Here is a 26,872-nt window from a genome sequence, read left to right on the forward strand (position 1 = left end):
ACCACCGGCCCGGAGTCGTCTTGAGATGCGCCGGTGCCGTGCCGGGTGTTTCCTGGGAACGGGGCTCTGACCGAGAGGGGTCAGTCATGGCGGTCACGCAGATAGTCGGGCACTGGTTCAAGGGCTCAGGGAACCAATACACCACGATCGACGTCGTCGTTGCCCCGATCCCGGTCTATGTGACCGCGGTACTGCACGGCACCGCAGGCGGCGGGACGAGCTACGCGGGGATAAAGCACTTCCGTCGCAGGCTTCCTTCGGGGGCCGAGGAGGAAGTGGACTTCGGTGACTGGCCGAACTGGCCGCCGTCGGTGTTCGACCGCATGACCAGAATTACGTTCGGGACCGCTACGACGGCCAATCAGTCGGCTTGGCTGTACGCAAGGTTCGACTTCTGGGAGTGAATCATGCCTGGATTTTCCTCAACAGGTGACATGCGCGTCGCGTACGCCAAATGCTGTGTCGTCTACGATCCGAGCGGCGAAATCGTCCACGTGCATCACGTGGTGGACATGACGGGAGTCGACGAGACGCCGGAAAGCGTCGTCGTGGAGCGGGCGCTCGAACTGGTCAAGGATCAGGGGCTCGACCGGGCCGGGCTTGGGACGCTCCTCGTGGACCCCTCGCTTTTCGACGGACCCGGTCGTGTGCGAGTCGACCCGCAGAGGAGAAAGGTGATTGCGGAGGAGATCCAGGACCTCGACTGATGGCTTCGACCGGCCATCAGCGCACCGCGCGGTGCCAGGTGGGGCGGGTGGGGGTCGGAGGGGTCGTGGTGGTGTGGAGTTGGGCGTCCAGGCCCAGGACCGCCGTGGTGATGGTGCCGGCGGGTTCGAGGACGGCCGCGGGGGCGCCCGCGTAGAGCATGCGGGACTCCGACCAGGCGGGTGGGCCGCCGAGGCCCGTCGTGCCGACCGTGCCGCTGTCCGCGCGGCCCGAGATGAGGCGGCCCGCGACGCCGACCGCGCCGTAGCCGGCCCGGCCGCCCGCCTCCGTGACGCTGGAGACCTGCGGTTTGCCGGGGCCCGCCGTGACCAGGGCGGTGCGGACCACCCCCGAGTCGGGGCGGCGGAAGTACACGCGGACGCCCGCGCCGTCCGGGGCCGCCGACAGGGGGACCGTGGTGGCGGGCAGGCCCGTCGGTGACGGTCCGAGCAGCGGGCCGCCGGGGGTGGCCTGGGTCCACGCCAGGACCGAGTCGGTCGTGGTGGCGTACACGTGACGGCGCCCGGCGGAGTCGACGGCCGTCACCGGATCGCTCTGCAGGTCGTCGCCGCCCAGCCGCTGCCAGGTGGAGAAGCCGCCGTGCGGCTGCTGGGTCGCGGCGCGCAGGGTGCGGCGGGCGTCGCGGAGGTAGACCGTCACGCGGCCCTCGGAGTCGACGGCTGCCGCGGGCGAGCTGATGGCCGAGGTGCCGTCCTCGTCGCCCCGCTCGGGGGTGCCGAGCGACTGCCACGGGCCGAAGGGGCCGTCGGGCGCGGACTGGACCGCGTACACGACCTCGCGCCGGTAGTCGGCGGGCGCGGCCCCGAAGACCGTACGGGTGGCGAGGACCCCGATCCGGCCGTCGGGCAGGCGCGTGGCGGTCGGGCCCGGGTCGATGCCCGTGCCGGGGAGGAGGGCCGGCCCTGCCCAGTCGCCGCCGGGGCTCCGCGTCCAGTACGCGCCCTGCCCGTCCAGCGTGGCGAAGGCCCAGAGGCGGCCGGGCGTGCCCTCCGCCAGCCAGGAGGCGTGGTCGGCGCGGCTGTAGCGCAGGGACTGGGCCCAGTTGCGCCCGGTCGGATTGCCCGCGACCTTGCGGTCGCCGCAGCCCGAGGGGGAGCCGCAGTAGTTCTCGTGGTCCTGCCAGGCGTAGGTCCGCAGGTAGCCCGTCTTCGTCTCGGCCGTCTGCGGGTCCAGCGCGTGCGGGAGGGTGCTGTTGTGGTAGCCGAGGTAGTTCTGGACCGAGAAGCGCGGGCGGTTCGCGACCCGCTCCGCGTAGGCGGCGGTGGCGGCCTGCGCGAAGCGCGCCCCGTACATGTGGTCCTGGTGGTCGGTGTACCTGCCCGACTCGTACCGGCCGGGAGTCGGGTCCTGCATCCGTATCGTCGTCGGCCGGTACCGCTCCAGGATCCCGGCTATCGCCTGTATCAGCTGGTCCTTCGTGTACGTGTACGTCCGCTTGACCGGGGTGCCGGAGGTCAGCTGGGACGGCAGCGCCGGTATCCGCCCGTTCCACAGGCCGCGCAGGCTCTCCGGGGTGTCCTCGCCGGTGGTACGGGCCTCGCGCATCTGGAGCCACACCAGGTTGATCTCCGGCTTGGCGACGAGGACGTCCAGCTCGGCCTGGCCGCCGCCGATGGTGGGTATGACCGTACGGCGCCACACGCCGGTCCGGTCGCCGAGGGCCATCTGGGCGTAGGCGGAGCGTATGCCGTTCTGCCGGGCCTCCGCGTAGTGGGCGCGGTCGGCGGGCTGTTCGGGGTCCTTGGCGGCGCCGCCCTTGGCCTCGTTGCGGCCGTCGGCCTCGCCGGAGGTGAGGTAGAGGGTGGTCACCGGTATGCCGGCCAGCAGCGAGCGGCTGAGGTCGGGGTTCATGAAGAACAGGTCGTCGTCGGGGTGGGCGACGACCTGGACGACCGATCCGGCCGTGGTGCTCGCCGGGAGCGCGGCCGCCGGGGCCTTCTCCTGCCTGGCCTCCGCCGGCGTCTGCTGGCCGGAGGCAACGGCGAGCACGCCGGTGGTGCCGGCGGCAAGCACGGTTGCGAGCGCCGCGAAGCGGCGGCGGGTCATGGGCATCGGGGTCACGCCTTGGGGGTCGTTCCGGGCGGAAAAACCGCTGAGCAGTCAGAGAGAGGCCAATTTCGGCAAGTTGGTTCACCGATTTCGCCGATGACTGCCGGTTTCCGGAAAAGACAGGACGTGATTGTGCCTTGTGGAGTTTTTGGTCCGGATATGTGATCGAGATGTGGAGGCTGTTCGTCCGCACCTGGGGTCAACCGGCGTGCTGGTATCGGGGGTTTGGTGGAGAATGCGGCCTTTTGGTGTCAATGGTCGCTATGCGTAGGAGGGTGTGGGGCTAAGGGGATGACTGGCGCTACACGTGGGACGCCGAGGACCGGCTGACATCCGTCACCACACCGGACGGCTCCGTGTGGTGCTACCAGTACGACGCGCTCGGCCGCCGTGTCTCCAAGCAGCGCCTGGCCGACCGCGGTCTGTCGATCGTGGAGCAGGTGTTGTTCGTCTGGGACGACAGCCTGCTGTGCGAACAGACAACCACCGCCACGACTTTGCCCCATCCTGTGGCGCTGACCTGGGACCACGACGGGTTGCATCCGCTCACCCAGACGGAGCGCATTCTCGGACCTGACGCACCACATGAATTGGTCGCCGAGCGATTCTTTTCCATCGTCACCGACCTGATCGGCACACCGAGTGAACTGATCGACGATGCGGGCAATCTGGCATGGCGCATGCGCAGCACCTTGTGGGGCACGACGACGTGGGCTGCGACCAGTACGACCTATACTCCGCTTCGGTTTCCAGGTCAGTATTTCGACCCGGAAACGGGTCTGCACTACAACTATTTCCGACATTACGACCCTGAGGTGGCGCAGTACCTGACACCGGACCCATTGGGCCTGGCTCCTGCACCCACTCCCCGGTCCTACGTGTCCAACCCTCACACCTGGTCGGATCCGCTCGGACTCAAACCGTGCAAGAAGAAGACCGAGGATCTCAACTGGAACGAAAAGAGCCGACCCACCTTCGGTCACACGTTCAGTGAGCACGGAGCGGGAACGAAGAACACGCAGAGCCTCACGGACCGTGCCCGCTCCACAGGAAATGATCAAGGGCAGTGGTTGGACAATGCCAAGGCTGTGGAGTTCCTGAAGGCGCACCATGATCCGAATGCCGGAGTACGCGAAGTACCGATCCCACCGGGAATGGGTCAGGTCATCAAGCCCGATGGTTCGATCGTGGAACCGACCCACGTCCGTATGGTTCCCAAACCTGATGGAAGCTACAAGACAGCATTCCCCATAGTGAAGTGACGGTGAAATGAGCATGAGGATGTCCCTCACGTCCCCTTCGGCGCAACTGCCGCCCGATCTGCTGGAAGTCGAGCTCTCCGACGACTATGAGTCGCTGACCATGGACGTGTGTCAGCTGCTCTCCGAAACGGATGCACGCTTCGTCGTCTCGGGGTTCGGTCAACAGGAATGGCCGGTCAACATTTCGTACGATCTTTCGTCGGTGATCGAGCAGCTCCCTGAAGCGATCGACAGTCTGCAATCGGGCCGTGCCGCCGAGATCGACCTCTACGGGCAGGGGATCGAGCGACGCCTGACCTTCGTGCCCGCAGGGGACACCACGGAGATCCGATGCACCTCGGGCACTGCATGGCACCCGGATCCGGACGTGGAAGTCCTTTCGCGTACCGCAGCGTTGGAGCTTCTCACCGGCTTGGCCGGTGATTTCGGGGCCGCGCTGCGCCGAGCCGCTCCCGAGCTTGCGATGCGAACGCCGTTCGCGAGGTGGTAGTCGCGACGGAGCGCTGCCAGGCCGATTCCTTCGGATGGTCCCCAGCCGCTCAACCCCCGCGACGGGCCGCGGAGCCGGCTCCAGCGCGAGCATTGGCCCGAGCCGCTGGATGACCCGGCCGACCGTGGCCGGTGAGATCCCGAACAGCGGGGCGGGGTATCGCATCGTGAGGTAGTACACGGCCATCAGTCGTACCCGGTCCGCCAGCGGTAAACACCACGGACGGCCACCACCGGGACGCGGCTGTGCTGCCGTGTGGTCCAAGCTCATCACCGTGTTGGACGCTCTGCCGATACCGAAGGTCACCGCGACGGCCTTATGGCATGCCCGCGCCCGGCTCGGAGTCCGCCCGCTGAGCGCCCTGTTGGACCTCTTGCCCGGACTGGCGTCCGCGATCCGCACCACCCGAGCCCGCTGGAGCGCCCTGCTCGTCGTCGCGATCAACGGCGCCTACCTCGACGTACCCGATGATCCCGCCGTCCGGCAGGCCCTGGGCAAGGGCTCCAACCAGTACACCGCCGGATACCCCCAGATCTGCCTGACCGCCCTGGTCGCCTGCGGTACCCGTGCCGTCACTCCGGCATGATCGTTCTGCTGGACCCCGGCTTCGCCGCCAACGCCTTCCTCCAAGCGGCCGCCGACACCGGCGCAGTCTTATCTGGCCCGCCTCTCCGCCATCCGCAAACCCCCTGTCCCGCTACGCCTACAAAAGCCTCCGCGTCGACCGCTGCACCTACAAAGCCGCCCCAGCATCAACATCCTCCTGCCAGGGCCGAACAGCCCTCAACTTCACGGCCTTGGGCTACGGGGCCGTGTTGCGCGGGCCCACCGGTTGCCACGGCGCCAGGTACGCGTCCGGGGCGTCCGCCGACGAGGTCACGTACAGCCGTGCGTCGAGTCCCACCACCGCCAGGCTGACCATGTTCTTCCCGGTCGTCGTCGAGGACGGCGCGCCGACGAACATCAGCGGCGACCGCTCCCACGGCCGGCCCGGCCCGAGGTCCGAGCCCAGCTGCCCGCCCGCCGTACGGCCGGCCAGTACGTGCCCGCTCGCCGTCACCGAGCCGAAGCCCTGGAGGCCGCCGAGGTCGGTGAGGTTGTTCACCTTCAGCCCGCCGTCACCCGTCATCAGGGCCGTACGGACGTTGCCGGATCCGGGCTTGCGGAACCACAGCCGGACCCCGCCCTCGCGGCCCTCCGCCGTGAGCGGGAGCGTGGTGTCGGGCAGCCCGGTGGCGGTGGCCGGGCCCAGCGGGGCGCCCGGCTTCGGCTGTACCCACCCCACCACCGTCTTGGAGGTCGTGGAGAAGACCATCCGTCGGCCGGCGCCGTCGGTGGCGGTGACCGGGGAGCCGTGCAGGTCGGTGCCGCCGTGGCTCTCCCACGGGCCCCAACTGCCGTCCGGGTGCTGCACCCGGCCGCGCAGGCTGTACGCGCCGTCGCGGACGTACGCCGCCAGCCGGCCGGTGCCGTCGATCGAGACGGCGGGCGCGCTGATGTCGGAAGTCCAGTTCTCGTCCGCCGTCTCGGGGGTGCCCAGCGACTGCCACGGGCCGAACTCCTCGGAGCCCGGGCCCTTCTGGACGGCGTGGACGACCTCGCGCCGGTAGTCGGCGGGCTTCGCGCCGAAGGAGGTGCGGGTGCCGAAGACGGCGATCCGGCCGTCCTTGAGGGTCACGGTGGACATGCCCTGGTCCATGCCGGTGCCGGGGAGCAGGGTGGGCCCGCTCCAGCGGCCGATGAGGCCGGCCCGGTGCCAGACGGCGACCTGTCCGTCGAGCACCTTGAAGGCCCACAGGCCGTGCTCCCGGTCGGAGGTCAGCCAGGACGTGCTGGTGCCGCGGGCGTAGTTGACGGTCTGCGTCCAGTGGTTGCCGGCCGGGTTGTCGGACACCTTGAGGTCGCCGCAGCCGGCGTCGCTGCCGCAGTGGTTCTGCCTGTCGAGCCAGGCGTAGGTGTCCAGGATGTCCAGCTTCTCCGTGGCCTCGTCGGGGTCCAGGGCGCTGGGGAGGGAGCCGTTGAAGTAGCCGACGTAGTTCTGCACCGCGAAGTGCGGGCGGTCCTTGACGTCCTTCGCGTAGGCGGCGGTGGCCAGCTGCACGAAGCGGGCGCCGTAGAAGTGGTCCTGGTGGTCGGTGTACCGCTTGGTGTCGGGGAACCGGCCGGGGGTCGGGTCCTGGGAGCGGACGGTGGTGGGCTTGTACTGCTCCAGGACGCCGGCCAGGGTCTGGACGACCTGGTCCTTCGTGTACGCGAACCGCTGCTTGACCGGGGTGCCGGAGGCGAGCACCGACTCCAGGCGGGGGACCTTGCCGTCCCACAGGCCGTGGAGGCTGTCGGGGGCGGGGTCGTAGACGGTGCCGGCCTCGCGGAGTTGCAGCCAGACGAGGTTGATCTGGGGTTTGGCGACGAGGACGTCGACCTCGGCGTGGCCGCCGCCCTTGGTCGGGACGACGGTGCGCTGCCAGGGGCTGCTGCGGTCGCCGGTGGCCATCTTGGCGTAGGCGGCGCGTATGCCGTTCTGGCGGGCTTCGGCGTAGGCGGGCTTGTTGGGCTTGGCCGAGCCCTGCTTGCCTTCGGCGGCGTTGATGCCGTCGGCTTCGCCGGAGGTGAGGTAGACCGAGGTCACGGGGTGGCCGGCGGCTATGGAGTAACGCAGGTCCGGATTCATGAAGTAGAGGTCGTCGTCCGGGTGCGCGACGATCTGGAGCACGCGTCCGGGGTCGGGTGCGTCGGCCGGGGCCGCGGGGGCGGTGGCCTTGCCGGTGGGGGGCGGCGGGGTGGCGAGCCGGTCGAGGGCGTCGTTGCCGCGCAGTACGAGCATGCCGGCGGCGGTGGTGGCGGCGAGGAGGGCGACGGCCTTGACGAGGCCCTTCCACTGGCCGTGGTGGCGCACGGCGTTTGCCGCGGCTCCGGCCGCCCGGTTCCCTTGCGGCGTGCCGCCGCCCCGTACCCGGCCCCCGCGCGGGGCGTCGGCCCGGGGCGCGCGGCGCCCGCCCGGCCCGGTCTTCCCGGCGCGCGGCCGGGTGTCCTGGGGGTGCCCCGCGGCAGGCGTGTCGGGGTACCCCGCACCGGTCGGTGTGGCGGGGTGCGGGTCGTGGTGTCCGGCGACGGGGGCGTTCTGCCAGGGCTGCGGGCCCTGCGGGGCGCCTGCGGCGTGCTGCCATGTGCCCTGCGGGTGGCCCGCGGTGGGCGGGAGCGTATGGCCGTGCCCGGTGTCGGTGGGGTGCTGCCGGGCGGCGGGGTGGGGGCCGCCGCCGGCCTGCGGGTGCCCCGGCGCGGGTGCGCCGTAGTATCCGGCGTCGGTGAAGGGCGGGACCGGCTGCGGGGGCTGCGGGCCGTGCGGGGCGCCTGCGGCGTGCTGCCACGTGCCCTGCGGGTGCCCCGCGGCGGGCGGGACCGGGTGCCAGGGCTGCGGGCTCTGCCCGGGGTCGGCGGGGTGGTGCCAGGCGGCGGCGGGTGCGGTGGGGTGCGGGGCGCCGCCGTGCAGCGGTTCATGCGGCTGCCCGGCGGGCGCGCCGGGCTGCCAGGTGCCCTGCGGGTGCCCCGCGACCGGCGGGAGCGGCTGGGCGTGCCCGAGCCAGGCGGTCTGCCGGCCCGTGGAGGGGTCGGGGCGTCCGTCGGGCATGGGGCTCCTTGAGGCCGGTCGGCGGGGGAGCGGGCCCCATGGCGCCATAAATATTCGGATAATCCGATAAGCCCCGTCATGATACGGGGCGATGAGTCGAACGCCTGCTCCGGCTAGGCTCAGCTCCCAGCAGGGAACGGCACGCCAGGGCAGAGGCAGCGACGACCGCGGGAGGCGGCGGGATGACAGTCCCGGGACGCAGGAGCAGCACCTTCATCCGGCTGCTCCGCAGCGGGTTCACCGACCCCTCCGCCGCGGCCCGGCTGCTCGACGCCGACGCGCTGGCCTCCGTACGCGCCGATCCGGTGCTCCTCGACGCCCTCGGGGCGACCGCCGATCCCGACCTCGCCCTCCTCGGACTCGTCCGGCTCGCCGAGGCGCAGCCGCCCGACGAGCTGCCAGGCCTCCTCGACACCCTCGTCAGCGCCAAACCGCTCCGCGACCGGCTCCTCGGCGTGCTCGGCGCCTCCGAGGCCCTCGGCGACCACCTCGCCCGCCACCCCCTCGACTGGCACTCCCTCATCACGTACGAGGCCGCCGACCTGCACCCCGGCCTCGCCGAGTTCGAGCGCGGACTCGCCGACGCCCACGACCCCGTCCAGCTCCGCGTCTCCTACCGCCGCTGCCTGCTCTCCATCGCCGCCCGCGACGTCTGCGGCACCATAGACGTCGCCGAGACCGCCGCCGAGCTCGCCGACCTCGCCACCGCCACCCTCCGCGCGGCCCTGCGCATCGCCTCCGCCGCCGCCCCCGCGGACGCCGCCGCCTGCCGCCTCGCCGTCATCGCCATGGGCAAGTGCGGCGGCAACGAGCTGAACTACGTCTCCGACGTCGACGTCATCTTCGTCGGCGAAGCCGCCCCCGGCACCGACGAGGGCAAGGGCATCCAGGCCGCCACCCGCCTCGCCTCCCACCTCATGCGGATCTGCTCCGAGACCACCGTCGAAGGCACCATCTGGCCCGTCGACGCCAACCTCCGCCCCGAAGGCCGCAACGGCCCCCTCGTCCGGACCCTCTCCTCCCACCTCGCCTACTACCAGCGCTGGGCCAAGACCTGGGAGTTCCAGGCCCTCCTCAAGGCCCGCGCCGTCGCCGGCGACCCCGACCTCGGCGCCCAGTACATCGACGCCATAAGCCCGCTCGTCTGGCAGGCCGCCGAGCGCGAGAACTTCGTCGCCGACGTGCAGAAGATGCGCCGCCGCGTCGTCGACAACATCCCCGCCGCCCAGGTCGACCGCGAGCTCAAGCTCGGCCCCGGCGGCCTGCGCGACGTCGAGTTCGCCGTCCAGCTGCTCCAGCTCGTGCACGGCCGGCACGACGCCACCCTGCACTCCGGCACCACCCTCGACGCCCTCCACGCACTGGCCGCCGGCGGCTACGTCGGCCGCGCCGACGCCGCCCAGCTGCACGACGCGTACCGATTCCTGCGCGCCATGGAGCACCGCATCCAGCTCTACCGGCTGCGCCGCACCCACCTCGTCCCCGAGGACGAGAACGACCTCCGCCGCCTCGGCCGCTCGCTCGGCCTGCGCACCGAACCCGTCGCCGAGCTCAACAAGGCCTGGCGCCGGCACGCCTCCGTGGTCCGCCGCCTGCACGAGAAGCTCTTCTACCGCCCGCTGCTCGACGCCGTCGCCCAACTCACCCCCGGCGAGACCCGGCTCTCCCCGCGCGCCGCAGGCCAGCGCCTCGAAGCCCTCGGCTACGCCGACCCGGCCGCCGCCCTGCGCCACCTCGAAGCCCTCGCCTCCGGCGTCACCCGGGCCGCGGCCATCCAGCGCACCCTGCTGCCCGTCCTCCTCGGCTGGTTCGCCGACTCCGCGGATCCGGACGCCGGTCTGCTGAACTTCCGCAAGGTCTCCGACGCCCTCGGCAAGACCCCGTGGTACCTGCGGCTGCTGCGCGACGAGGGCGCCGCCGCCGAGAACCTCGCCCGCGTCCTGTCCGCCGGCCGCCTCGCCCCGGACCTCCTCATGCGCGCCCCCGAAGCCGTGGCCCTGCTCGGCGACCCCGAAGGCCTGACGCCCCGTACCCACGAGGCCCTTGCGCAGGAGGTCCTCGCCGCCGCCGGCCGCGCCGGGGACCCGGAAGCCGCCGTCGCCGCCGCCCGCGGGGTCCGCCGCCGCGAGCTCTTCCGCACCGCCGCCGCCGACCTCATCGGCTCGTACGGCACGGAAGACAGCCCCGCCGAGGAGGACCACGGAGCCCTCGTCGACCGGGTCGGCGCAGCCGTCTCCGACCTCACCGCCGCCACCATCGCCGGAGCCCTGCGCGCCGCCGTCCAGAGCCACTACGGCGACACCCTGCCCACCCGCTTCGCCGTCATCGGCGTCGGCCGCTTCGGCGGCCACGAACTGGGCTACGGCTCCGACGCCGACGTCCTGTTCGTCCACGAACCCCGCGAGGGCGTCGACGAACAGGAGGCCGCGAAGGCCGCCCAGACCGTCATCGCCGAAATGCGCCGCCTGCTCCAACTCCCCACCGCCGACCCGCCGCTGCTCATCGACGCCGACCTGCGCCCCGAAGGCCGCTCCGGCCCCCTCGTCCGTACGCTGGCCTCCTACGCCGCCTACTACCGCCGCTGGTCGCTGACCTGGGAGAGCCAGGCCCTGCTCCGCGCCGAACCGGTCGCCGGGGACGCCGACCTGGGCAGCCGCTTCATCGAGCTCATCGACCCGCTGCGCTACCCCATGGAGGGCCTCGGCGAGGACGCCGTCCGCGAGATCCGCCGCCTGAAGGCCCGGATGGAATCGGAACGCCTGCCGCGCGGCGCCGACCCCACGCTCCACACCAAACTCGGCCGCGGCGGCCTCAGCGACGTCGAGTGGACCGTCCAGCTCATCCAGATGCGGCACGCCTGGGCCGAACCGGGCCTGCGCACCACCCGCACCCGCCGCGCCCTGTACGCCGCCCACGCGGCCGAACTGATCCCGACCGAGGAGGCGCAGATCCTGGACGAGGCCTGGGTTCTCGCCACCCGCGTCCGCAACGCCGTGATGCTGGTCCGCGGCCGCGCCGGGGACACCTTCCCCTCCGAGGCCCGCGACCTGGCGGCGGTGGCCCGCTACCTCGGCTACGCCGAGGGCACCGTCGGCGAGATGCTCGACGACTACCGCCGCATCACCCGCCGCGCCCGCGCCGTCGTGGACGAGCTGTTCTACGGGGCGTAGTCCCCGCCCCGCAGGATGCGCGCGTACGACAGGAACGCCGCCAGGGCCAGGTCGAAGGCCGTGTCCGCGCGGCCCGGGCCCACCGTGGCCAGGGCGCGGGAGAGCAGCGGGGTGTCCGGCGAGGGCTCCCACATGGCCTCCGGGGCCGCCAGGTCGAGTGCCGAGCCTAGGACCAGGTTCTCCAGGGCGGTGAGGAGCGGCATCACCTGCGGCTCGGGGAAGCCCGCGGCCAGCAGGAGGGCCACCGCGCGCTCGTAGTGCGCGAGCACCCGCGGGGCCCGGACCGGAGTGGTCATCAGCAGCGGGATGGCCCGCGGGTAGGCGGCGAAGGCGGCCCGGTAGGAGCGCGCCCACTCCTCCAGGGCCCGGTCCCAGGGCCCCAGGGTCAGGGCCTCGTCGGTGATCCGGTCGCACACGAGCTCCCGTATCAGCTCCACCACTCCGGCCCGGCCGTCCACGTGGTGGTACACCGACCCGGTCTGCACGCCGAGCGCCCGGGCGATCTGTGGAACGCTGAACTCGCCGTGCTCCGCGACCAGTTGCAGGGCGGTCGCGGCGATGCGCTCCCGGTCGAGGAGCGGGGTGCGCGGCCGTGCCATCGGTTTTCTCCCGCCGTCAGGTCTTCCCGTATCCCAAAACCGGAGGCTACATTGCCGCGAACCGAAAGCCTTTAGGTTTTCGCCCCGCCGCAGCCCGCCGTCCGCAGAAGGGTGCTCCCGCATGCCCGACACCCCAGCGCCACCACCCGCCGCGCCCCGACCTCCCGCCCCCGAAGCCCCCGCCGCCTCAGGGCCGATCCCCGCCCCCGAAGCCCCCGCCGCCCCTCAAGCCGCCACGGCCTGCGCCCCCGCCCTCCGCCGCGCCGCGCTCGGGACCGCCGACATCTCCTTCTTCGTCGTCTCCGCCGCCGCCCCCCTCACCGTCATGGCCGGTGTCGCCCCCGTCGCCATCCTCCTCGGCGGCATCGGCGCCCCCGCCGGCTACCTCCTCGCCGGCATCACCCTCGCCGTCTTCGCCGTCGGCTTCACCACCATGAGCCGCCACGTCCGCAGCGGCGGCGCCTTCTACGCCTACATCACCCGCGGCCTCGGCAAGCGCGTCGGCATCGGCGCCGCCCTGCTCGCCCTCATCGGCTACAACGGCATGGAGATCGGCGTCTACGGCCTGCTCGGCACCACCACCGCCGACACCGGCCGCGCCCTCGCCGGCCTCGACATCCCCTGGCTCCCCGTCTCCCTCGCGGGCCTCGCCCTCATCTGGTACGGCGGCTTCCGCTCCATCGACTTCGGCGCCAAGGTGCTCGGCGTCCTCCTCGTCGCCGAGACCGGGATACTGGTCCTGCTGGCGGGAGGGGTGCTCCTCAAGGGCGGGGCACACGGGCTCTCCCTCGGTTCCTTCGCCCCCGGCGCGGTCCTCGTCCCCGGCACCGCCGCCGTACTGGCCTTCGCCTTCGCCGCCTTCACCGGCTTCGAGTCCACCGTCATCTACCGCCGCGAGGCCCGCGACCCCGACCGGACCATCCCGCGCGCCACCTACATCGCCGTCGCCTTCCTCGGCCTCTTCTACGCCTTCATCGTCTGGACCGTCATCCAGGCCTTCGGGGCCGAGGAGGTCGTCGCCGCCGCCGGCGCCGACCCCGGCGGACTCTTCTTCGCCGCGATCAGCACCTACGTCGGCCCCTGGGCCGCCGACCTGATGCACCTCTTCATCGTCACCAGCGTCATCGCCTCCCTCCTCGCCTTCCACAACGCCATCAACCGCTACGCCCTCGCCCTCGCCGAGGAAGGCGTCCTGCCCGCGGCCCTCGGCCGCGTCCACCCCCGCCACCGCTCCCCGTACCTCGCCGGAGCCGCGCAGACCGCCCTCGGCGCCGTCGTCGTCCTCGGCTTCGCGCTCGCGGGCGCCGACCCGTACCAGCAGCTCCTGCTCTGGGTGAACACCCCCGGCATGATCGGCCTCATGGCCCTGATGCTGCTCGCGGCCATCGCCGTACCCGTCTACTTCCGGCGCGTCGCCCACGCGGAGGGCCCCTGGCGCACCGTGATCGCGCCTGTCACCGCCGCCGTGCTGCTCGCCGTGGCGATCTTCCTGGTCGTCTCCAAGGTGGACCTCTTCACCATGGCCTCCACCACCGTCAACACCGTCCTCATCGCCCTCGTCCCCGCCGTCTTCCTCGCCGGCCTCGCCCTCGCCCAGCGGCTCAAGACCCGCCGCCCCGAGGTCTACGCCCGCTTCGCCGAAGAACCCGACACCGACCTCGGAGGAGAAGAACCGCCGTGCCCGCTCCCGACACCGTCCTCACCGGCGCCCGCGTCCGTACCCTCGACCCCGCCCGCCCCGAGGCCCGCGCCGTAGCCGTCCGGGGTGGCGAGATCGTGGCCGTCGGCGACGAGGCCGACGTACGGGACTGGCGCGGACCCGGCACCGAGGTGATCGAACTCCACGGCGCCACCCTCACACCCGGCCTCACCGACGCCCACAGCCACCCCGTCTGGGGCATCGAGATGGCCACCGGCACCGACCTCTCCGCCGTCCGCGACCTCGACCAGCTGCGCGCCGCCCTGCGCACCGCGGACCGCACCAGGGGCTGGGTCGTCGGGTACGGCCTCGACCACAACGCCTTCGGCGGCCGGCCCGTCGACCGCTCCCTCATCGAAGAGGCCCTGGACGGCGCCCCCGCCTTCCTGCGGCTCTACGACGGCCACTCCGCCCTCGTGTCCGGCGCGGCCCTCCAGGCCGCCGGCATCACCGGCCCCCGCGCCTTCGCCCAGCGCTCCGAGATCGTCTGCGACGCCGAGGGCCGGCCCACCGGCCACCTCGTCGAACACGCCGCGATGGCCCTCGTCGGCGCCCTCGTGCCGAAGCCCTCGTACGCCGAGCGCCGCACCCGCCTCGTCGGACTGCTCGGCGACATGGCCGCCACCGGCCTGACCGGCGCCCACGTCATGGACCTCGGCGACGGAGACGTACCGGCCCTCCTCGCGACCGTCGAGTACGAGGGCGACCTGCCGCTCCGGCTGCGCCTCGCGCCCTGGTGCATGCCGGGCGCCACCGACGAGGACCTCGACGAGCTGATCGAGCTCCAGGGCCGGGGCGGCCGCCACTGGCAGGTCGGCGGCGTGAAGTTCTTCATGGACGGCACCGTCGAGGGCGGCACCGCATGGCTGGAGCACGCCGACTGCCACGGCCAGGGCACCGACGCCTTCTGGCCCGACCCCGAGGCCTACGCCCACGCCGTACGGATCCTCGACGCGGCCGGGGTGCGCACCGCGACCCACGCCATCGGCGACGCGGCCGTCCGCCACGTCCTGGACACGGTGGCGTCCCTGGGCGGGCAGGCCCGGATGCGGCACCGGATCGAGCACATCGAGACGGTCCCGGACGACCAGCTGAAGCGGTTCGGGGAGCTCGGGGTGATCGCCTCGATGCAGCCGCCGCACACCGCGTACACCCGGGCCGACCACACCGACGAGTGGTCGAAGCGGCTGGGCGGGGACCGTGCCGCCCGGGCCTGGCGCTGCCGCGACCTGCGGGACGCGGGCGCCGTCCTCGCGCTCGGCTCGGACTGGCCCATCGCCCACCACGACGCCCGCCAGGTACTGGCCACCGCCCGCAGCCCACTGGGCGCGGCCTCGGCCGGTCCCGCCCTGACCGGGCTGATGGCGCTGGAGGGCCTGACCTCGCACGCGGCGCTCGCGGCCGGGGAACAGCGGGTGGCGGGCCGGATCGCCCCCGGCTACCGCGCGGACCTGACGGCCTTCGCCGTCGACCCGGTGACGGCCCCGCCGGACGAACTGGCCGGGGCACCGGTCCGCCTCACGATGTCGGGTGGGCGCATCACCCACCGCTGAGCGTCAGCGGGCCTGTAGGCGACGTTCTCGCCGTACGAGCTCCACGCGCATCCGGCGCGGGTGATGCGCTGCGGGCAGGCCGTGCGCAAACGTGGGGACGGCCGACGGCCGACGGCCGCCGGCCTGCCTTGAGACGCAGGGCGGTGGCTGTCGCGCTATCCCGCGCCGTACGGCGGCAGCCGCCGCGTGATCCGGTCGAACAGTTCCGTCAGCGGCTCGCCGACCTCCTGGCCGAACTCGGTCAGCCCGTAAGTGACCTGGGGCGGCGTCGTCGGCTCGACCTCCCGCCAGACCAGGCCGTCCTGAACCAGCGCGCGCATGGTCTGGGCGAGCATCTTCTCGCTGATGCCCCGGATGCTGTCGCGCAGTTCATAGAACCGGAGATTGTTGCTCCGCAGGGAGATCAGCACCCAGACACCCCACCTGCTGGTCACGTGGTCGACCACATCGCGCGCGGGGCAGTCCCACGGCCCTTCGCCGACTGGGCCGCACGCAACGTGGCCGCGTTCCGCTGAGCACACTCCTCAAGCGGCTGTCACTGCCGTGGCCGTGGCGGTGCAGGCGTCGCAGTAGCTGCCCGGAGTGGGGGAGCGGAAGGCGAGGTCGCAGCCGTCGCAGGAGCGGAGGGGGTGGACGACCCGGTCCGGGAGTACGGGGGCCCCGGCCCGGGAGTACGGCAGGCGGGGCGGGAGCAGTTCCTGCAGGCGGTGAGAGAGGAACGCCGCCGGGGAGTGGATCGGCGTCATCGGCAGCGAGCGCGTGAGCGTGGCGGCGACGGCGCTGGGGACGAGCCCGCGGTCCAGCCATACCGCCGCGGCGGGTGCCAGCCGCACCGTGTCGCGCTCGGACAGCACCAGCCGGGGATCGCGCAACCGCAGCCGGGCCAGCAACTCCCGTGCTTCGAGCTCCGCCTGCGGTACGTCGGCCCCCGGGTCGGGGGTGGGCTCCGATGCGGGCTCGGGCTCGGGGTCCGGGTCGGATGACGGGGGCGGGGCGTGCCGCCGCTCGCGGTGCGCCTCCGCGAACCTCGCGGGCGGGTTGTTGTACGACACCGTGCAGGTCACGACACGCCCGGACGGAAGTCGTTCCTGGAAGCGGTCCAGGTAGCCGTGCTGCTCCAGCTCGCGCAGGGCGGCGGCGATGCGGACCTCACCCTCCGGGAAGCGGGCGGCGAGGGCCTTGATGGTCACCTTGGCGCCCGGCGGGAGGGACTGGATGTGCGTGGCCAGGCCGATCGCCGTCACGCTCAGCTCGCGGTGCTGGGCGAGATGGTTGCCGATCTTGACGTAGCCGCGACTGTGGTCGTGGTTGATGTGCCGGATGCCGGACGGGACGCGTGGGGGCGCGCTAAGCTGCTGGTCAGCCATGGGAAGGGTGTTGCCTTCTCTATGGTCAGGCCCTCGGCGGGATTGCCGTCCCGCGCGGGGGCCGAACGCGTTTTATGGGGTTGTCGGCAGCCAGAGTGCCCGGTGAATTGTCATATGCGCCAGCCCGGTTGGGGCGATTCACCCGACCGAGTGAGAGGGGAGGGGGAGGTATGGAGAGGTCATTTCCCCCGGTTGTTTAATCTTTAGGCGTCGTGCGTGACCGGGCTGCGGCCCACCGGGTCGTGGAAATCTCGATCCGGTGAAATCGGACTCTCCAAAACCATTTCCGCCCACACGGTTTTCAGCGGCGCGGGCCCGTGGTCGGTCCCCCAGCGCGTCGCCAACGCGGAGACCAGGGCGAGCCCCCGCCCCGACTCCGCCCCGGGCTCCGGCACTTCGGCCACTGCGGGTGGGCCCGCTTCCCGCCGGGTGTCCGACACCTCGATACGGAGCGTAGGCCCGGGCCCGATGAGCAACGCCAGCCGGAAGTCCCGCCCGCGCACCCTCCCGTGCGTCACGGCGTTCACGGCCAGTTCGGCGACGACCTGTGCGGCGTCGTCGAACGGAAGCTGATGTTCCGAGAGTTGGGCGACCGCGAGCGCGCGGGCGGCACGCGCTCCGCGCGGGGTGGAGGGGAGCGTGGCGACGAGGCGGATTTCCTGATTCACGTGACTCAGCGTGGCCATCCGTGCGTAACCTGAACAGAGTTGAGGGCGCTGTGTACGACGGTTGTCCAAGCGGGTCCCGTGGTGTCCTCCCGGTCCAACGGAGGTGGCATGAACACAGACGGCGCCGACGAGTCGAGCTGGGAACTCGACCCGGACGACGAATCCGGGGCGGTCATCGCCACGGTGGGACGCCAGTTGAAAATGTGGCGGGAGGCGGCCGGCCTCGACCGTTCCAAGTTCGGTGAACGGATGGGATACGGTCCGAACCTGATCTACAAGATCGAGCGCGGTGCGCGTATTCCGCGTCCGGAGTTCCTGGACAAGGCGGACGAGATCCTGGGGGCAGGCGGGAAAATCGCCGCGATGAAGGCCGATATCCAGCGGGCGCGGTATCCGAAGAAGGTTCGGGATCTGGCCAAGTTGGAATCCGAGGCGGTGGAGATCGGGTCGTACGAGAATGGTGTCGTGCCCGGCCTGCTCCAGACCGAGGAGTACGCCCGTGCGCTCTACGCCGTGAGGCGGCCGCCCTACTCGGAGGATGCAACCGAGCGCTTGGTCGCGGCGAGGGTGGCGCGCCATGAGATCCTCCGGCGACATCAGGCCCCACTGCTGACCGTCGTGCAGGAAGAGGCTGTCCTCCGGCGGCCCATCGGGGGCAAGATGGTGTTGCGCCGCCAACTGGAGCACTTGTTGGAGGTGGGCACCCTGCGGAACGTGGAAATCCAGGTGATGCCGACCGCCGTCGAGGAGCATGCTGGTCTCGCCGGGTCCCTCACCGTCATGCGCCTCAAGGACGGAACGACCATCGGGCACAACGAAGTTCAGCTGGTCAGTCGCTTGATCACCGAGCCCAAAGAGGTCCAGATCCTGGACATGCGCTATGGCATGATCCGGGCACAGGCTCTGACGCCTCGCGCATCGCTGACGTTCATCGAGAAGGTACTGGGAGAGACATGAGCATCAAGCCGTCGGCCGAGGGCCTCTCCGCACCGGCGTGGGTGAAGAGCAGTTACAGCACCAACGACGGACCCAACTGCGTCGAGGTCGCCTGGACCAAGAGCAGCTACAGCGCCAGTGACAGCAACGAGTGCGTCGAGGTCGCCCGTACCCCCGGCACCGTCCTCGTCCGCGACTCCAAGCGCCCCGAAGACGCCCGCCTCACCCTCACCCCGGCCGCCTGGACCGGCTTCGTCGCCCACGCCTCGGCTTCCTCGTGAGACGACTGGGTTCTGCCGTCGAGGCCGTGTTCCGGTACCGGCGGCCGGACCCGGAGTGCTGGGACACCGTGATCACGGCGGTCATCGCCGGACGCGGGAACTGGGACACCGAACACGCGCTGATGCAGGCCGGGCGGGGCGTCTGCGGGCAGGCCGACCGGCTCGCCCGGGCCCTCACAGCCGTCGCCCCCTCGGGCGGCGCCGTCACGGCGTGCGCCTACGCGCTCGCAGGGATGGGCGACAGCCGTGCGGTGCCCGCTCTGGAGCGGTCCCACTTTCCCTTCCAGCGCCTGCACGCGCACACCCTGGCCCGGCTGCCCGCGGCCGAGCTGCTGCCGACGGTGCGGGCCGTCCTGCGCAAGCCGGAGCGGCACCGCGTCGACATCGTGCTCGAAGTCCTCGCCGCGTGGGGCCCCGCCGCCGGGCCCGCCGTGCCGGAGGTGGTCCCGTTCCTGGAGACGGAGCACGCCTACCAGGCCCTGCGCGCCCTCGGCCGGATCGGCCCCGCCGCGGCGGTCGCTGCGGACCGGCTGGCCGGCTTCGCCACCGGCCGGGACCCCCGCGCGGGCCGTCACCACCTGCGGCGGGCCGCCTGGGCGCACTGGCGGGTGACCGGGGACGACACCCTCGCCCTCGCCGTGTGCGGGGCGGCGGCCGGCTCCGGGAGCGCCGGCAACGGCCTGCCCTTCCTGGCGGACCTGGGCCCGGCGGCGTCCCGGTACGCAGGGACAGTGCGCGGCCTGATGGAATCGCCCGGCGCGTGGATCCGTACCGCGGCGGCGCACGCCTACTGGCGGATCACCGGAGACCCGGAGCCCGCCGTGCCGGTGCTGCTGGCGGCCGTGGACCCGGCATGGACCGGGAACCCGGCACAGCCCGTGCGGGAGGCCGTCCGCCACCTCGGGGAGATCGGCCCTGCGGCCGCCGTGGCCGCGCCCCGGTTGCGGGGGATCCTGGCCTCGGAGCGCCGTCTCGAGTACGGGTTCCGGGGTGTTTCCATCCTGATGGACGAGATGTACACCCGCACGCTCGCCGAAGCCCTCGCCCGGATCGACCGCTGAGGCTCAGGCGCGGCGGAAGCGGTTCGCCAGGGCCTCGGCGAAGGGGTGGGCGCCCGCGTGCTCGGGGTGGCGCGGCAGGCGGTGGGGGAGCGAGCCGTACCAGGCGCGCGAGAGGGTGTAGCCGAAGGCCAGGCAGAGCATGCCGCCCACGGCGTCGAGCCAGAAGTGGTTGGCGGTGGCCACGATGACGACGAGGGTCGCCGTCGGGTAGAGCAGGCCCAGGATCCGGGCCCACGGGGCGGAGGCGACCGCGAAGATCGTCAGGCCGCACCAGAGCGACCACCCTATGTGCATCGAGGGCATGGCGGCGTACTGGTTCGACATGTGCTTGAGGTTCCCGGAGGCCATGGAGCCCCAGGTGTGGTGGACCAGCACGGTGTCGACGAAGCTCTGCCCGGTCATCAGCCGGGGCGGCGCGAGCGGGTAGAAGTAGTAGCCGACCAGGGCCACGCCCGTGGTGGCGAAGAGGACCAGCCGGGCGGGCGCGTAACGCCCGGGATGGAAGCGGTAGATCCACACCAGTACGCCGATGGTCACGATGAAGTGGAGCGTGGCGTAGTAGTAGTTCATGCCCACGATCAGCCACGTCACCGAGTTGACGGCGTGGTTGACCGACTGCTCGACGGCGATGCCGAGGCTGCGCTCGACGCCCCAGATCCAGTCGGCGTTCGCGAGGGCGGCCGCCTTCTGCTCGGGCACCGCGTTGCGGATCAGCGAGTACGTCCAGTAGCTGACCGCGATGAGCACGACCTCGAACCAGATCCGCGGTCGGCGCGGGGACCGCAACCGGCTGAGCAGGGCGCGATCGGACCCCGGGCGGGTCTCCCTCTCGGTCACGGTGGGTGACGAGACATCCGTCCGGGTTTCCAGTGTCTTCACGCTCGCTTCACCCATGGGAAAAGAGTCTGCCAGATGCGATCTCGCCTCCGATCATCCCTCGGGACGGTCTTCCGCGCAGCCGCTCAGCCCTGGGGACGAGACGTGGCCCTTACGTGCTTCACGCCCGTTACGTCCTTCTCCGCTGCCCGGGACCGGACGCCGTCGAACCGCGTACGACCAGCTCGGGCAGGAAGACGAATTCGCTGTGCGGGGCCGGCGTACCGCCGATCTCCTCCAGCAGGGTCCGGACGGCCGCCTGCCCCATCGCCTGCACGGGCTGTCGGATCGTGGTCAGCGGCGGATCGGTGAACGCTATGAGCGGGGAGTCGTCGAAGCCGACCACCGACACATCCTGCGGCACCTTCAGCCCCTGCTGCCGGGCGGCCCGGATCGCGCCGAGCGCCATCATGTCGCTCGCGCACACCACCGCCGTGCAGCCGCGCCCGATCAGCGCGGCCGCGGCGGCCTGGCCGCCCTCCAGGGTGTACAGGGAGTGCTGGATCAGCTCCTCGGTCTCCGCCTCGCCCAGCCCGAGCCGCTCCTTCATCGCGGCCCGGAAGCCCTCGATCTTGCGGAGTACGGGGACGAACCGCTTCGGCCCGACCGCGAGTCCGATCCGGGTGTGCCCGAGCGCGGTCAGGTGGGTCACGGCGAGGTGCATCGCGGCCCGGTCGTCGGGGGAGACGAAGGGGGCCTGCACCTTGTCGGAGAACCCGTTGATGAGGACGTACGGGACGCCCTGACCGCGGAGTTGGTCGTAGCGGCCCATGTCGGCCGTGGTGTCGGCGTGCAGTCCGGACACGAAGATGATCCCGGAGACCCCGCGGTCGACCAGCATCTCGGTCAGCTCGTCCTCGGTGGACCCGCCGGGCGTCTGCGTGGCCAGCACCGGCGTGTAGCCCTGGCGGGTCAGCGCCTGGCCGATGACCTGGGCGAGCGCCGGGAAGATGGGGTTGTCCAGCTCGGGGGTTATCAGGCCGACGAGGCCGGCACTGCGCTGGCGCAGCCGTACGGGCCGCTCGTAGCCGAGCACGTCGAGCGCGGCCAGCACGGACTCACGGGTGCCGGCGGCCACACCGGGCTTGCCGTTGAGCACGCGGCTGACTGTGGCTTCGCTGACCCCCGCCTGGGCTGCGATGTCGGCTAGCCGTGCGGTCACGGGATGGGACTGTACCGGCCGCCACGTCAAAATGCCCACCACGTGCACGAATCCGGGGGAAGCCGGACGGTCCGGCCGTCCGTCTCCACCGGGGAGCTGGAGAGCACGGGGCGCCCGGGCGCGGGCAGTTCCACGGGGGTGGGGCGGCTGTTGAGGGTGCAGGCGAAGCCGGGGCGGGTGAAGAGGAGGACCCCCTCGGGCGCCGGGAGCCAGGTCAGCGGGCCCGCCTCGGGCGAGCCCAGGCCCGGCAGCGCGCGGCGCAGCTCCAGGGCGGCCCGGTAGAGCTCCAGCGTGGAGTGCGGGTCGCCGGTCTGGGCGGCCACGCTGAGCTCGCCCCAGCCGGCGGGCTGCGGCAGCCAGCTCCCGCCCGGCCCGAAGCCGTACGGCTCCGCCGAGCCGGACCAGGGCAGCGGCACCCGGCACCCGTCCCGCAGCCCGTCCTGCCCGGCCGCCTCGGGCGCGGTGCGCGATCCTGCCTCGGGCCCGGCCCCGGCCTCGGGCCCGGCTCCGGGCTCGGTCCCGGGCCCGGGACCGGTCCAGGCCCGGGCCCCCGGCTTGGCGCGGGCGCCGGCCTCGGGTCCGGCCCCGGCCTCGGGCCCGGCTCCGTCCCCCGGTCCGGCTCCGGAGGAGGATCCGCGCCCGCGGCGAAAGGCCGGGTCCCGGCGGGCGGAGGGCGGGAGGTCCGCGACCTCGGGGAGGCCGAGCTCCTCGCCCTGGTAGACGTACGCCGAGCCGGGCAGGGCCAGCATCAGCAGCGCCGCGGCCCGGGCCCGGGCGAGGCCCCGCGCCCCGCCCCCGTAGCGCGTCACGTGCCGTACGACGTCGTGGTTGGACAGCACCCAGGTGGTCGGCGCCCCCACCGAGGCCGTGGCGGCCAGCGACTCGTCGATGACGGTCCGCATCGCGGCCGTGTCCCACGGGCAGTTCAGGAAGCGGAAGTTGAAGGCCTGGTGCAGCTCGTCGGGGCGGACGTAGCGGGCGAGCCGCTCGGAGGTCGGGGCCCAGGCCTCCGCGACGCCGATGCGCTGCCCCGGGTAGGAGTCCAGGAGCCGGCGCCAGGAGCGGTGGATCTCGTGGACGCCGTCCTGGTCGAAGAAGGGCAGCGGCTCGGTGCCGATGAGCGTGGCCTGGGCGCCGCGGCCGATGTCGGGCAGGCCGGGGGCCTTGACCATGCCGTGGGCGACGTCGACGCGGAAGCCGTCGACGCCGAGGTCGAGCCAGAAGCGCAGCACGGAGGCGAACTCGGCGGCGACCTCGGGATGCCCCCAGTCCAGGTCGGGCTGCTCGGGGGCGAAGAGGTGCAGGTACCAGGCGCCGTCCGCGACACGGGTCCAGGCGGGCCCGCCGAAGACCGACTCCCAGTCGTTGGGCGGGAGCTCCCCGGCCGCCCCGCGCCCCGGGCGGAAGAGGTAGCGCTCCCGGGCCCCCGGCTCCCCGGCGAGGGCGGCGCGGAACCACGGGTGCCGCTCGGAGGTGTGGTTCGGCACCACGTCCACGATGACCCGCAGCCCCAGCGCGTGCGCGGCCCGGACGAGCTCGTCGGCGTCGGAGAGGTCCCCGAAGAGCGGGTCGACGGCCCGGTAGTCGGCGACGTCGTAGCCGCCGTCCGCCTGCGGGGAGACGTAGAAGGGGGTGAGCCACACGGCGTCGACCCCGAGGCGGGCCAGGTGGGGGAGGCGCTCGCGGACCCCGCGCAGGTCCCCGACGCCGTCGCCGTCGCTGTCCGCGAAGGAGCGTACGTACACCTGGTAGATGACGGCATCGCGCCACCAGCCACCGCTCGCCGTGGCCTTGCTGGAAGCGCTTGCAAGCTGGACGGCCGTCAACTCGTGGGTCATATCGGGGTCAACGCGAGTACACGCCCCGTGGTTGCGGGCCCGGACAGTCGAAGGTGACTCGAACTAACAGCAAGCTGCGGCAACCGTCCGGACACACGGATGTAACGATCAGCGTCTCTTGCAGAAAATTGCCGCAAGGTCTTTCGGTCGGCTTTCAGTCTTGTTACGTTCCCTGCAACTCGGGACCGCGAGGGCGCGGCCGGGATCATCGAAGGAGTTCATATGCGGCGTGGCATAGCGGCCACCGCGCTGGTCGCGACCCTGGCGCTCGCGGCGACGGCCTGCGGCGGTGACGGCAAGGACGACGGTCAGGAGACCAAGTCCGGCGGCGAGCTTTCCGGCACGGTCACGTGGTGGGACACCTCGAACGACGCCGAGAAGGCCAGCTTCCAGAAGATCGCCGAGGCGTTCACCGCGAAGCACCCGAAGGTCACCGTCAAGTACGTCAACGTCCCGTACGGCGACGCCCAGAACAAGGTCAAGAACGCCTTCAGCAGCGGCTCCGACGCCCCCGACGTGATCCGCGCCGACGTCGGCTGGGTCGCCGACTTCGCCTCCCTCCAGTACCTCGACGAGGTACCGGCCGAGACGGCCAAGAAGGTCGACGCCGAGTTCCTCCCGCAGGCCGCGGCCAGCGGCAAGTACGAGGGCAAGACCTACGCCGTGCCGCAGGTCATCGACACCCTCGGCCTCTTCTACAACAAGAAGATGCTCGCCGACGCCGGCGTCCAGCCCCCCAAGACCCTGGAGGAGCTGAAGACCGCCGCCGCCGCCATCAAGGACAAGACCGGCAAGGCCGGCCTCTACCTGCGCGGCGACGACTCCTACTGGTTCCTCCCGCTGATCTACGGCGAGGGCGGCGACCTGGTCGACGCCAAGAACAAGACCGTCACCGTCGACAACGCGGCCGGCGTCAAGGCCTTCAAGACCGCCCGCGGCCTCGTCACCTCGGGCGCGGCGATCACCAACGCCACCGACGGCTGGAACAACATGCAGACGGCCTTCAAGACCGGCCAGGCCGCCATGATGATCAACGGCCCGTGGGCGGTCGCCGACAGCTACGCCGGTGACCAGTTCAAGGACAAGGCCAACCTCGGCGTTGCCGCCGTCCCGGCCGGCTCGGTCAAGGCGGGCGCCCCGCAGGGCGGCCACGACCTCGCCGTCTACGCCGGTTCCAAGAACCGCGCCGCGGCCCACGCCTTCGTCGAGTACATGACCTCGCAGGAGGTCCAGGTGCAGTCCGCCAAGGAGCTGAGCCTGCTCCCGACCCGCACCGCCGCGTACGAGCAGCCGGACGTCAAGAACAGCGAGATGGTGCAGTTCTTCAAGCCGGCCGTGGACAAGGCCGTCGAGCGCGCCTGGATCCCGGAGAACGGCTCCCTCTTCGAGCCGCTGAAGGTCGAGTACACCAAGGCGATCACCGGGGCGTCGAGCCCCGAGGACGCCGCCAAGGCGGCCGGTGTCGAGTTCCGCAAGATCCTCAAGGGCTGGAAGTAACGAAAACATGGCTGCTCACACCAGCCAGTCGGTGGCGAAGGCCGCGGGAGACGACGACAGCGTCGCCTCCCGCGGCCGGAGCCGCAGGACTGACAGCAGGAACGCAGGCGGTCTGAGGCGCGCCCTCGCCACCCACTGGTACGCCTGGGCCATGGTCGCCCCGGTGGTGCTCGTCCTCGGCGTGATCATCGGCTGGCCGCTCGTCAAGGGCGTCTACCTGTCGCTGACGAACGCCAACGAGCGCAACGTCTCCCGTACCATCGGCGCCCGCCACATCGAGGCCACGTACGAGTTCGTCGGACTCGACAACTACGCGGACGTCCTCAGCGACCCGGTGTTCCTCCAGCGGCTGGTGTGGACGGTGCTGTGGACCGTCGGGTGCGTGTCGGTCACCTTCACCCTCGGCCTGGTCCTCGCCAACATGCTCAACCGGGACTTCAAGGGCCGCGCCCTCTACCGGATGGCGCTCATCCTGCCCTGGGCCGTCCCCGGCTTCGTCTCCGTCTTCGCCTGGCGGTTCCTCTTCAACCGCGACAACGGCATCCTCAACAAGCTCCTCGACGGCGGCGGCATCGCGGCCGTCCCGTGGCTCGACGACCCGACCTGGGCCAAGTTCTCGGTCATCGCCGTCAACGTCTGGCTCGGCGTCCCCTTCATGATGGTCGCCCTGCTCGGCGGACTGCAGTCGATCCCCGGTGAGCTCTACGAGGCCGCCGAGATGGACGGGGCCTCCGCCTGGCAGCGGTTCCGCCACATCACCCTGCCCGGGCTGCGCGCGGTGAGCATGACGGTGATCCTGCTCTCCACCATCTGGACCTTCAACATGTTCCCGGTGATCTTCCTGCTCACCCGCGGCGGACCCGGCGACTCCACCGAGATCCTGGTGACCCAGGCCTTCCGCGAGGCGTTCATCACGAGCCCGCGCGACTTCGCGGTCTCCGCCACCTGGGGCGTACTGATCCTCCTGCTGCTCATGATCTTCGCGCTGGTCTACCGGCGCTCGCTGCGCAAGCAGGGAGAGGTGTGGTGACCATGACCACGAAGCCCAATGCCGCCGGAGGCGGCGCCGGACGAGATGCCGAGCGCGACGCCGCGCCCGCGACGCCCGCCGCGGCGGAGGCGGTGACTTCCGGCGCGCCGAAGCCTGCCGCCCAGGCCCGCGGGCGCGGGCGCCGGAGCCCGCTGGCCTCCGTCGGCCTGCACGCCACGCTCGTCGTCGCGTCCGTCATCGCCGTCTTCCCGGTGCTGTGGATCCTGCTGACCTCGCTCAAGCCCGCCGAGTACGCGATCACCACCGACTTCGTCAAGGATCCGACCCTCGGCAACTACCGGTACCTGCTGGAGTCGAGCCACTTCCTCGGCTGGTTCGGCAACTCGGTCCTGGTCGCCGGCGTCACCACCGTCCTCGGCGTCTTCATCGCCGCCACCACCGGATACGCCGTCAGCCGCTTCAAGTTCCCCGGAATGAAGCCGCTGATGTGGACCCTGCTCATCACGCAGATGTTCCCGATGGCCATCCTCATCGTCCCGCTCTACAACCTCATGGGCGATCTCGGGCTGCTCAACCAGCCCCTCGGCCTGATCATCACGTACCTCACCATCGCCGTGCCGTTCTGCGCGTGGATGATGAAGGGCTTCTTCGACACCATCCCGGTGGAGATCGACGAGTCGGGGCGGGTGGACGGGCTCAACCCCTTCGGCACCTTCTGGCGGCTCATCCTGCCGCTCGCCAAGCCGGGCCTCGCCGTCACCGGCTTCTACGCCTTCATCACCGCCTGGGGCGAAGTCGCGTACGCCTCCGCCTTCATGGTCGGCGAGGAGAACCTCACGCTCGCCGGCGGGCTGCAGACCTTCGTCACGCAGTACACCTCCAACTGGGGTGCGATGAGCGCCGCCTCGGTCCTCATCGCGATCCCCGCGGCGATCTTCTTCGTATTCGCCCAGCGTCACCTCGTCGCCGGCATGACGGCGGGCGCCACCAAGGGCTGACCACCCTGCCCGTTCGACGCA

The 26,872-nt window shown here is 71.8% G+C and carries 22 protein-coding genes and 2 pseudogenes; 14 read left to right on the forward strand and 10 right to left on the reverse strand.

The features are described 5' to 3' along the window. Positions 1 to 86: 86 nt before the first annotated feature. Positions 87 to 404, forward strand: a complete 318-nt coding sequence (locus tag ACGFYU_RS13565) for a hypothetical protein (protein ID WP_393827439.1) — start codon at positions 87 to 89, stop codon at positions 402 to 404. A gap of 30 nt (positions 405 to 434) precedes the next feature. Then, positions 435 to 707, forward strand: coding sequence for a hypothetical protein (locus ACGFYU_RS13570; RefSeq protein WP_393827440.1), 273 nt, complete (start codon positions 435 to 437; stop codon positions 705 to 707). Positions 708 to 723: 16 nt separating this feature from the next. Here ACGFYU_RS13570 and ACGFYU_RS13575 read toward each other — a convergent pair whose 3' ends face one another. Then, positions 724 to 2,778, reverse strand: coding sequence for a PIG-L family deacetylase (locus ACGFYU_RS13575; RefSeq protein WP_393827441.1), 2,055 nt, complete (start codon positions 2,776 to 2,778; stop codon positions 724 to 726). 287 nt (positions 2,779 to 3,065) lie between these two features. Here ACGFYU_RS13575 and ACGFYU_RS13580 point away from each other — a divergent pair. Both ACGFYU_RS13580 and ACGFYU_RS13585 read left to right on the forward strand, forming a co-directional pair. Next, a pseudogene (locus ACGFYU_RS13580) lies at positions 3,066 to 4,037 on the forward strand (RHS repeat domain-containing protein); the annotation flags it as partial. A gap of 19 nt (positions 4,038 to 4,056) precedes the next feature. Next, positions 4,057 to 4,527, forward strand: coding sequence for a hypothetical protein (locus ACGFYU_RS13585; protein WP_393827487.1), 471 nt, complete (start codon positions 4,057 to 4,059; stop codon positions 4,525 to 4,527). Between the two features lie 66 nt (positions 4,528 to 4,593). On the opposite strand, the pseudogene ACGFYU_RS13590 reads toward ACGFYU_RS13585, so the two are convergent. Beyond that, positions 4,594 to 4,755, reverse strand: a pseudogene (locus ACGFYU_RS13590) (IS5/IS1182 family transposase); the annotation flags it as partial. Positions 4,756 to 4,801: 46 nt separating this feature from the next. On the opposite strand from ACGFYU_RS13590, the gene ACGFYU_RS13595 reads away from it, so the two are divergent. Beyond that, complete coding sequence (locus tag ACGFYU_RS13595; RefSeq protein WP_393827442.1) at positions 4,802 to 5,113, forward strand: hypothetical protein; 312 nt, start codon at positions 4,802 to 4,804, stop codon at positions 5,111 to 5,113. A 216-nt stretch (positions 5,114 to 5,329) separates the two neighbouring features. Here the strand turns inward: ACGFYU_RS13595 and ACGFYU_RS13600 are convergent, their stop codons facing one another. Further along, positions 5,330 to 8,155, reverse strand: a complete 2,826-nt coding sequence (locus ACGFYU_RS13600; protein WP_393827443.1) for a PIG-L family deacetylase — start codon at positions 8,153 to 8,155, stop codon at positions 5,330 to 5,332. A 182-nt stretch (positions 8,156 to 8,337) separates the two neighbouring features. Here ACGFYU_RS13600 and ACGFYU_RS13605 point away from each other — a divergent pair, with 182 nt between their 5' ends. Then, positions 8,338 to 11,325 carry a bifunctional [glutamine synthetase] adenylyltransferase/[glutamine synthetase]-adenylyl-L-tyrosine phosphorylase gene (locus tag ACGFYU_RS13605; RefSeq protein WP_393827444.1) on the forward strand — a complete coding sequence of 996 codons (2,988 nt, stop codon included), beginning with the start codon at positions 8,338 to 8,340 and terminating at the stop codon, positions 11,323 to 11,325. On the opposite strand, the gene ACGFYU_RS13610 is transcribed toward ACGFYU_RS13605, so the two are convergent. Further along, positions 11,313 to 11,924: a TetR/AcrR family transcriptional regulator gene (locus ACGFYU_RS13610; RefSeq protein ID WP_393827445.1), complete on the reverse strand. Its 612-nt coding sequence runs from the start codon at positions 11,922 to 11,924 to the stop codon at positions 11,313 to 11,315. The genes ACGFYU_RS13605 and ACGFYU_RS13610 overlap by 13 nt on opposite strands. A gap of 121 nt (positions 11,925 to 12,045) precedes the next feature. Between ACGFYU_RS13610 and ACGFYU_RS13615 the strand changes: the two genes are divergently transcribed. Together ACGFYU_RS13615 and ACGFYU_RS13620 are read left to right on the forward strand one after the other, a co-directional pair. Further along, positions 12,046 to 13,680, forward strand: a complete 1,635-nt coding sequence (locus ACGFYU_RS13615; protein WP_393827446.1) for an APC family permease — start codon at positions 12,046 to 12,048, stop codon at positions 13,678 to 13,680. Beyond that, positions 13,602 to 15,176 (forward strand): amidohydrolase, encoded by a 1,575-nt coding sequence (locus tag ACGFYU_RS13620; RefSeq protein ID WP_393827447.1) that lies wholly within the window; start codon positions 13,602 to 13,604, stop codon positions 15,174 to 15,176. Before ACGFYU_RS13615 ends, ACGFYU_RS13620 begins: the two co-directional genes overlap by 79 nt. A gap of 155 nt (positions 15,177 to 15,331) precedes the next feature. Here the strand turns inward: ACGFYU_RS13620 and ACGFYU_RS13625 are convergent, their stop codons facing one another. The 3 genes from ACGFYU_RS13625 to ACGFYU_RS13635 form a co-directional block, all read right to left on the reverse strand. Continuing rightward, positions 15,332 to 15,697: a winged helix-turn-helix transcriptional regulator gene (locus ACGFYU_RS13625; protein WP_393827448.1), complete on the reverse strand. Its 366-nt coding sequence runs from the start codon at positions 15,695 to 15,697 to the stop codon at positions 15,332 to 15,334. A 3-nt stretch (positions 15,698 to 15,700) separates the two neighbouring features. Beyond that, positions 15,701 to 16,543 carry a helix-turn-helix domain-containing protein gene (locus ACGFYU_RS13630; protein WP_393827449.1) on the reverse strand — a complete coding sequence of 281 codons (843 nt, stop codon included), beginning with the start codon at positions 16,541 to 16,543 and terminating at the stop codon, positions 15,701 to 15,703. A gap of 203 nt (positions 16,544 to 16,746) precedes the next feature. Continuing rightward, on the reverse strand, positions 16,747 to 17,211 hold the full coding sequence (locus tag ACGFYU_RS13635) for an ATP-binding protein (RefSeq protein ID WP_393827450.1): 465 nt from the start codon (positions 17,209 to 17,211) through the stop codon (positions 16,747 to 16,749). A gap of 108 nt (positions 17,212 to 17,319) precedes the next feature. Between ACGFYU_RS13635 and ACGFYU_RS13640 the strand changes: the two genes are divergently transcribed. Genes ACGFYU_RS13640 through ACGFYU_RS13650 form a run of 3 tightly spaced genes read left to right on the forward strand, consistent with a single transcriptional unit; the run spans position 17,320 to position 19,489 of the window. After that, positions 17,320 to 18,168: a helix-turn-helix domain-containing protein gene (locus ACGFYU_RS13640; protein ID WP_393827451.1), complete on the forward strand. Its 849-nt coding sequence runs from the start codon at positions 17,320 to 17,322 to the stop codon at positions 18,166 to 18,168. Continuing rightward, the gene (locus ACGFYU_RS13645) at positions 18,165 to 18,428 is read left to right on the forward strand and encodes a DUF397 domain-containing protein (protein WP_393827452.1); all 264 of its coding nucleotides are present in this window, start codon (positions 18,165 to 18,167) and stop codon (positions 18,426 to 18,428) included. The genes ACGFYU_RS13640 and ACGFYU_RS13645 overlap by 4 nt, the downstream gene beginning before the upstream one ends. Then, a complete protein-coding gene (locus ACGFYU_RS13650) occupies positions 18,425 to 19,489 on the forward strand; it encodes a hypothetical protein (protein WP_393827453.1) in 1,065 nt (354 codons plus the stop codon). The genes ACGFYU_RS13645 and ACGFYU_RS13650 overlap by 4 nt, the downstream gene beginning before the upstream one ends. Before the next feature lie 3 nt (positions 19,490 to 19,492). On the opposite strand, the gene ACGFYU_RS13655 is transcribed toward ACGFYU_RS13650, so the two are convergent. From ACGFYU_RS13655 to ACGFYU_RS13665, 3 genes are all read right to left on the reverse strand, one after another. Beyond that, on the reverse strand, positions 19,493 to 20,383 hold the full coding sequence (locus ACGFYU_RS13655) for a phosphatase PAP2 family protein (protein WP_393827454.1): 891 nt from the start codon (positions 20,381 to 20,383) through the stop codon (positions 19,493 to 19,495). A gap of 112 nt (positions 20,384 to 20,495) precedes the next feature. Then, a complete protein-coding gene (locus tag ACGFYU_RS13660; RefSeq protein ID WP_393827455.1) occupies positions 20,496 to 21,527 on the reverse strand; it encodes a LacI family DNA-binding transcriptional regulator in 1,032 nt (343 codons plus the stop codon). A 26-nt stretch (positions 21,528 to 21,553) separates the two neighbouring features. After that, a complete protein-coding gene (locus ACGFYU_RS13665; RefSeq protein WP_393827456.1) occupies positions 21,554 to 23,365 on the reverse strand; it encodes a glycoside hydrolase family 13 protein in 1,812 nt (603 codons plus the stop codon). A gap of 222 nt (positions 23,366 to 23,587) precedes the next feature. Here ACGFYU_RS13665 and ACGFYU_RS13670 point away from each other — a divergent pair, with 222 nt between their 5' ends. The 3 genes from ACGFYU_RS13670 to ACGFYU_RS13680 are packed head-to-tail and all read left to right on the forward strand — an operon-like array spanning position 23,588 to position 26,851. Then, a complete protein-coding gene (locus ACGFYU_RS13670; protein ID WP_393827457.1) occupies positions 23,588 to 24,862 on the forward strand; it encodes an extracellular solute-binding protein in 1,275 nt (424 codons plus the stop codon). 7 nt (positions 24,863 to 24,869) lie between these two features. Then, entirely contained in the window at positions 24,870 to 25,892 is a 1,023-nt protein-coding gene (locus ACGFYU_RS13675) for a carbohydrate ABC transporter permease (protein ID WP_393827458.1), read from the forward strand. Positions 25,893 to 25,894: 2 nt separating this feature from the next. After that, entirely contained in the window at positions 25,895 to 26,851 is a 957-nt protein-coding gene (locus ACGFYU_RS13680) for a sugar ABC transporter permease (protein WP_393827459.1), read from the forward strand. Positions 26,852 to 26,872 lie beyond the last annotated feature (21 nt).

The sequence above is a fragment of the Streptomyces sp. NPDC048337 genome (genome assembly GCF_043201175.1).
GTDB lineage: Bacteria > Actinomycetota > Actinomycetes > Streptomycetales > Streptomycetaceae > Streptomyces.

What these genes read in the sequence shown, in the direction of transcription:
- ACGFYU_RS13565 (WP_393827439.1), top strand. Translation starts at nt 87, where the DNA reads ATGGCGGTCACGCAGATAGTCGGGCACTGGTTCAAGGGCTCAGGGAAC.
- ACGFYU_RS13585 (WP_393827487.1), top strand. Translation starts at nt 4,057, where the DNA reads ATGTCCCTCACGTCCCCTTCGGCGCAACTGCCGCCCGATCTGCTGGAA.
- ACGFYU_RS13645 (WP_393827452.1), top strand. Translation starts at nt 18,165, where the DNA reads ATGAGCATCAAGCCGTCGGCCGAGGGCCTCTCCGCACCGGCGTGGGTG.
- ACGFYU_RS13615 (WP_393827446.1), top strand. Translation starts at nt 12,046, where the DNA reads ATGCCCGACACCCCAGCGCCACCACCCGCCGCGCCCCGACCTCCCGCC.
- ACGFYU_RS13675 (WP_393827458.1), top strand. Translation starts at nt 24,870, where the DNA reads ATGGCTGCTCACACCAGCCAGTCGGTGGCGAAGGCCGCGGGAGACGAC.
- ACGFYU_RS13640 (WP_393827451.1), top strand. Translation starts at nt 17,320, where the DNA reads ATGAACACAGACGGCGCCGACGAGTCGAGCTGGGAACTCGACCCGGAC.
- ACGFYU_RS13610 (WP_393827445.1), bottom strand. Translation starts at nt 11,924, where the DNA reads ATGGCACGGCCGCGCACCCCGCTCCTCGACCGGGAGCGCATCGCCGCG.
- ACGFYU_RS13570 (WP_393827440.1), top strand. Translation starts at nt 435, where the DNA reads ATGCGCGTCGCGTACGCCAAATGCTGTGTCGTCTACGATCCGAGCGGC.
- ACGFYU_RS13665 (WP_393827456.1), bottom strand. Translation starts at nt 23,365, where the DNA reads ATGACCCACGAGTTGACGGCCGTCCAGCTTGCAAGCGCTTCCAGCAAG.
- ACGFYU_RS13680 (WP_393827459.1), top strand. Translation starts at nt 25,895, where the DNA reads ATGACCACGAAGCCCAATGCCGCCGGAGGCGGCGCCGGACGAGATGCC.
- ACGFYU_RS13600 (WP_393827443.1), bottom strand. Translation starts at nt 8,155, where the DNA reads ATGCCCGACGGACGCCCCGACCCCTCCACGGGCCGGCAGACCGCCTGG.
- ACGFYU_RS13655 (WP_393827454.1), bottom strand. Translation starts at nt 20,383, where the DNA reads ATGGGTGAAGCGAGCGTGAAGACACTGGAAACCCGGACGGATGTCTCG.
- ACGFYU_RS13605 (WP_393827444.1), top strand. Translation starts at nt 8,338, where the DNA reads ATGACAGTCCCGGGACGCAGGAGCAGCACCTTCATCCGGCTGCTCCGC.
- ACGFYU_RS13670 (WP_393827457.1), top strand. Translation starts at nt 23,588, where the DNA reads ATGCGGCGTGGCATAGCGGCCACCGCGCTGGTCGCGACCCTGGCGCTC.
- ACGFYU_RS13630 (WP_393827449.1), bottom strand. Translation starts at nt 16,543, where the DNA reads ATGGCTGACCAGCAGCTTAGCGCGCCCCCACGCGTCCCGTCCGGCATC.
- ACGFYU_RS13575 (WP_393827441.1), bottom strand. Translation starts at nt 2,778, where the DNA reads ATGCCCATGACCCGCCGCCGCTTCGCGGCGCTCGCAACCGTGCTTGCC.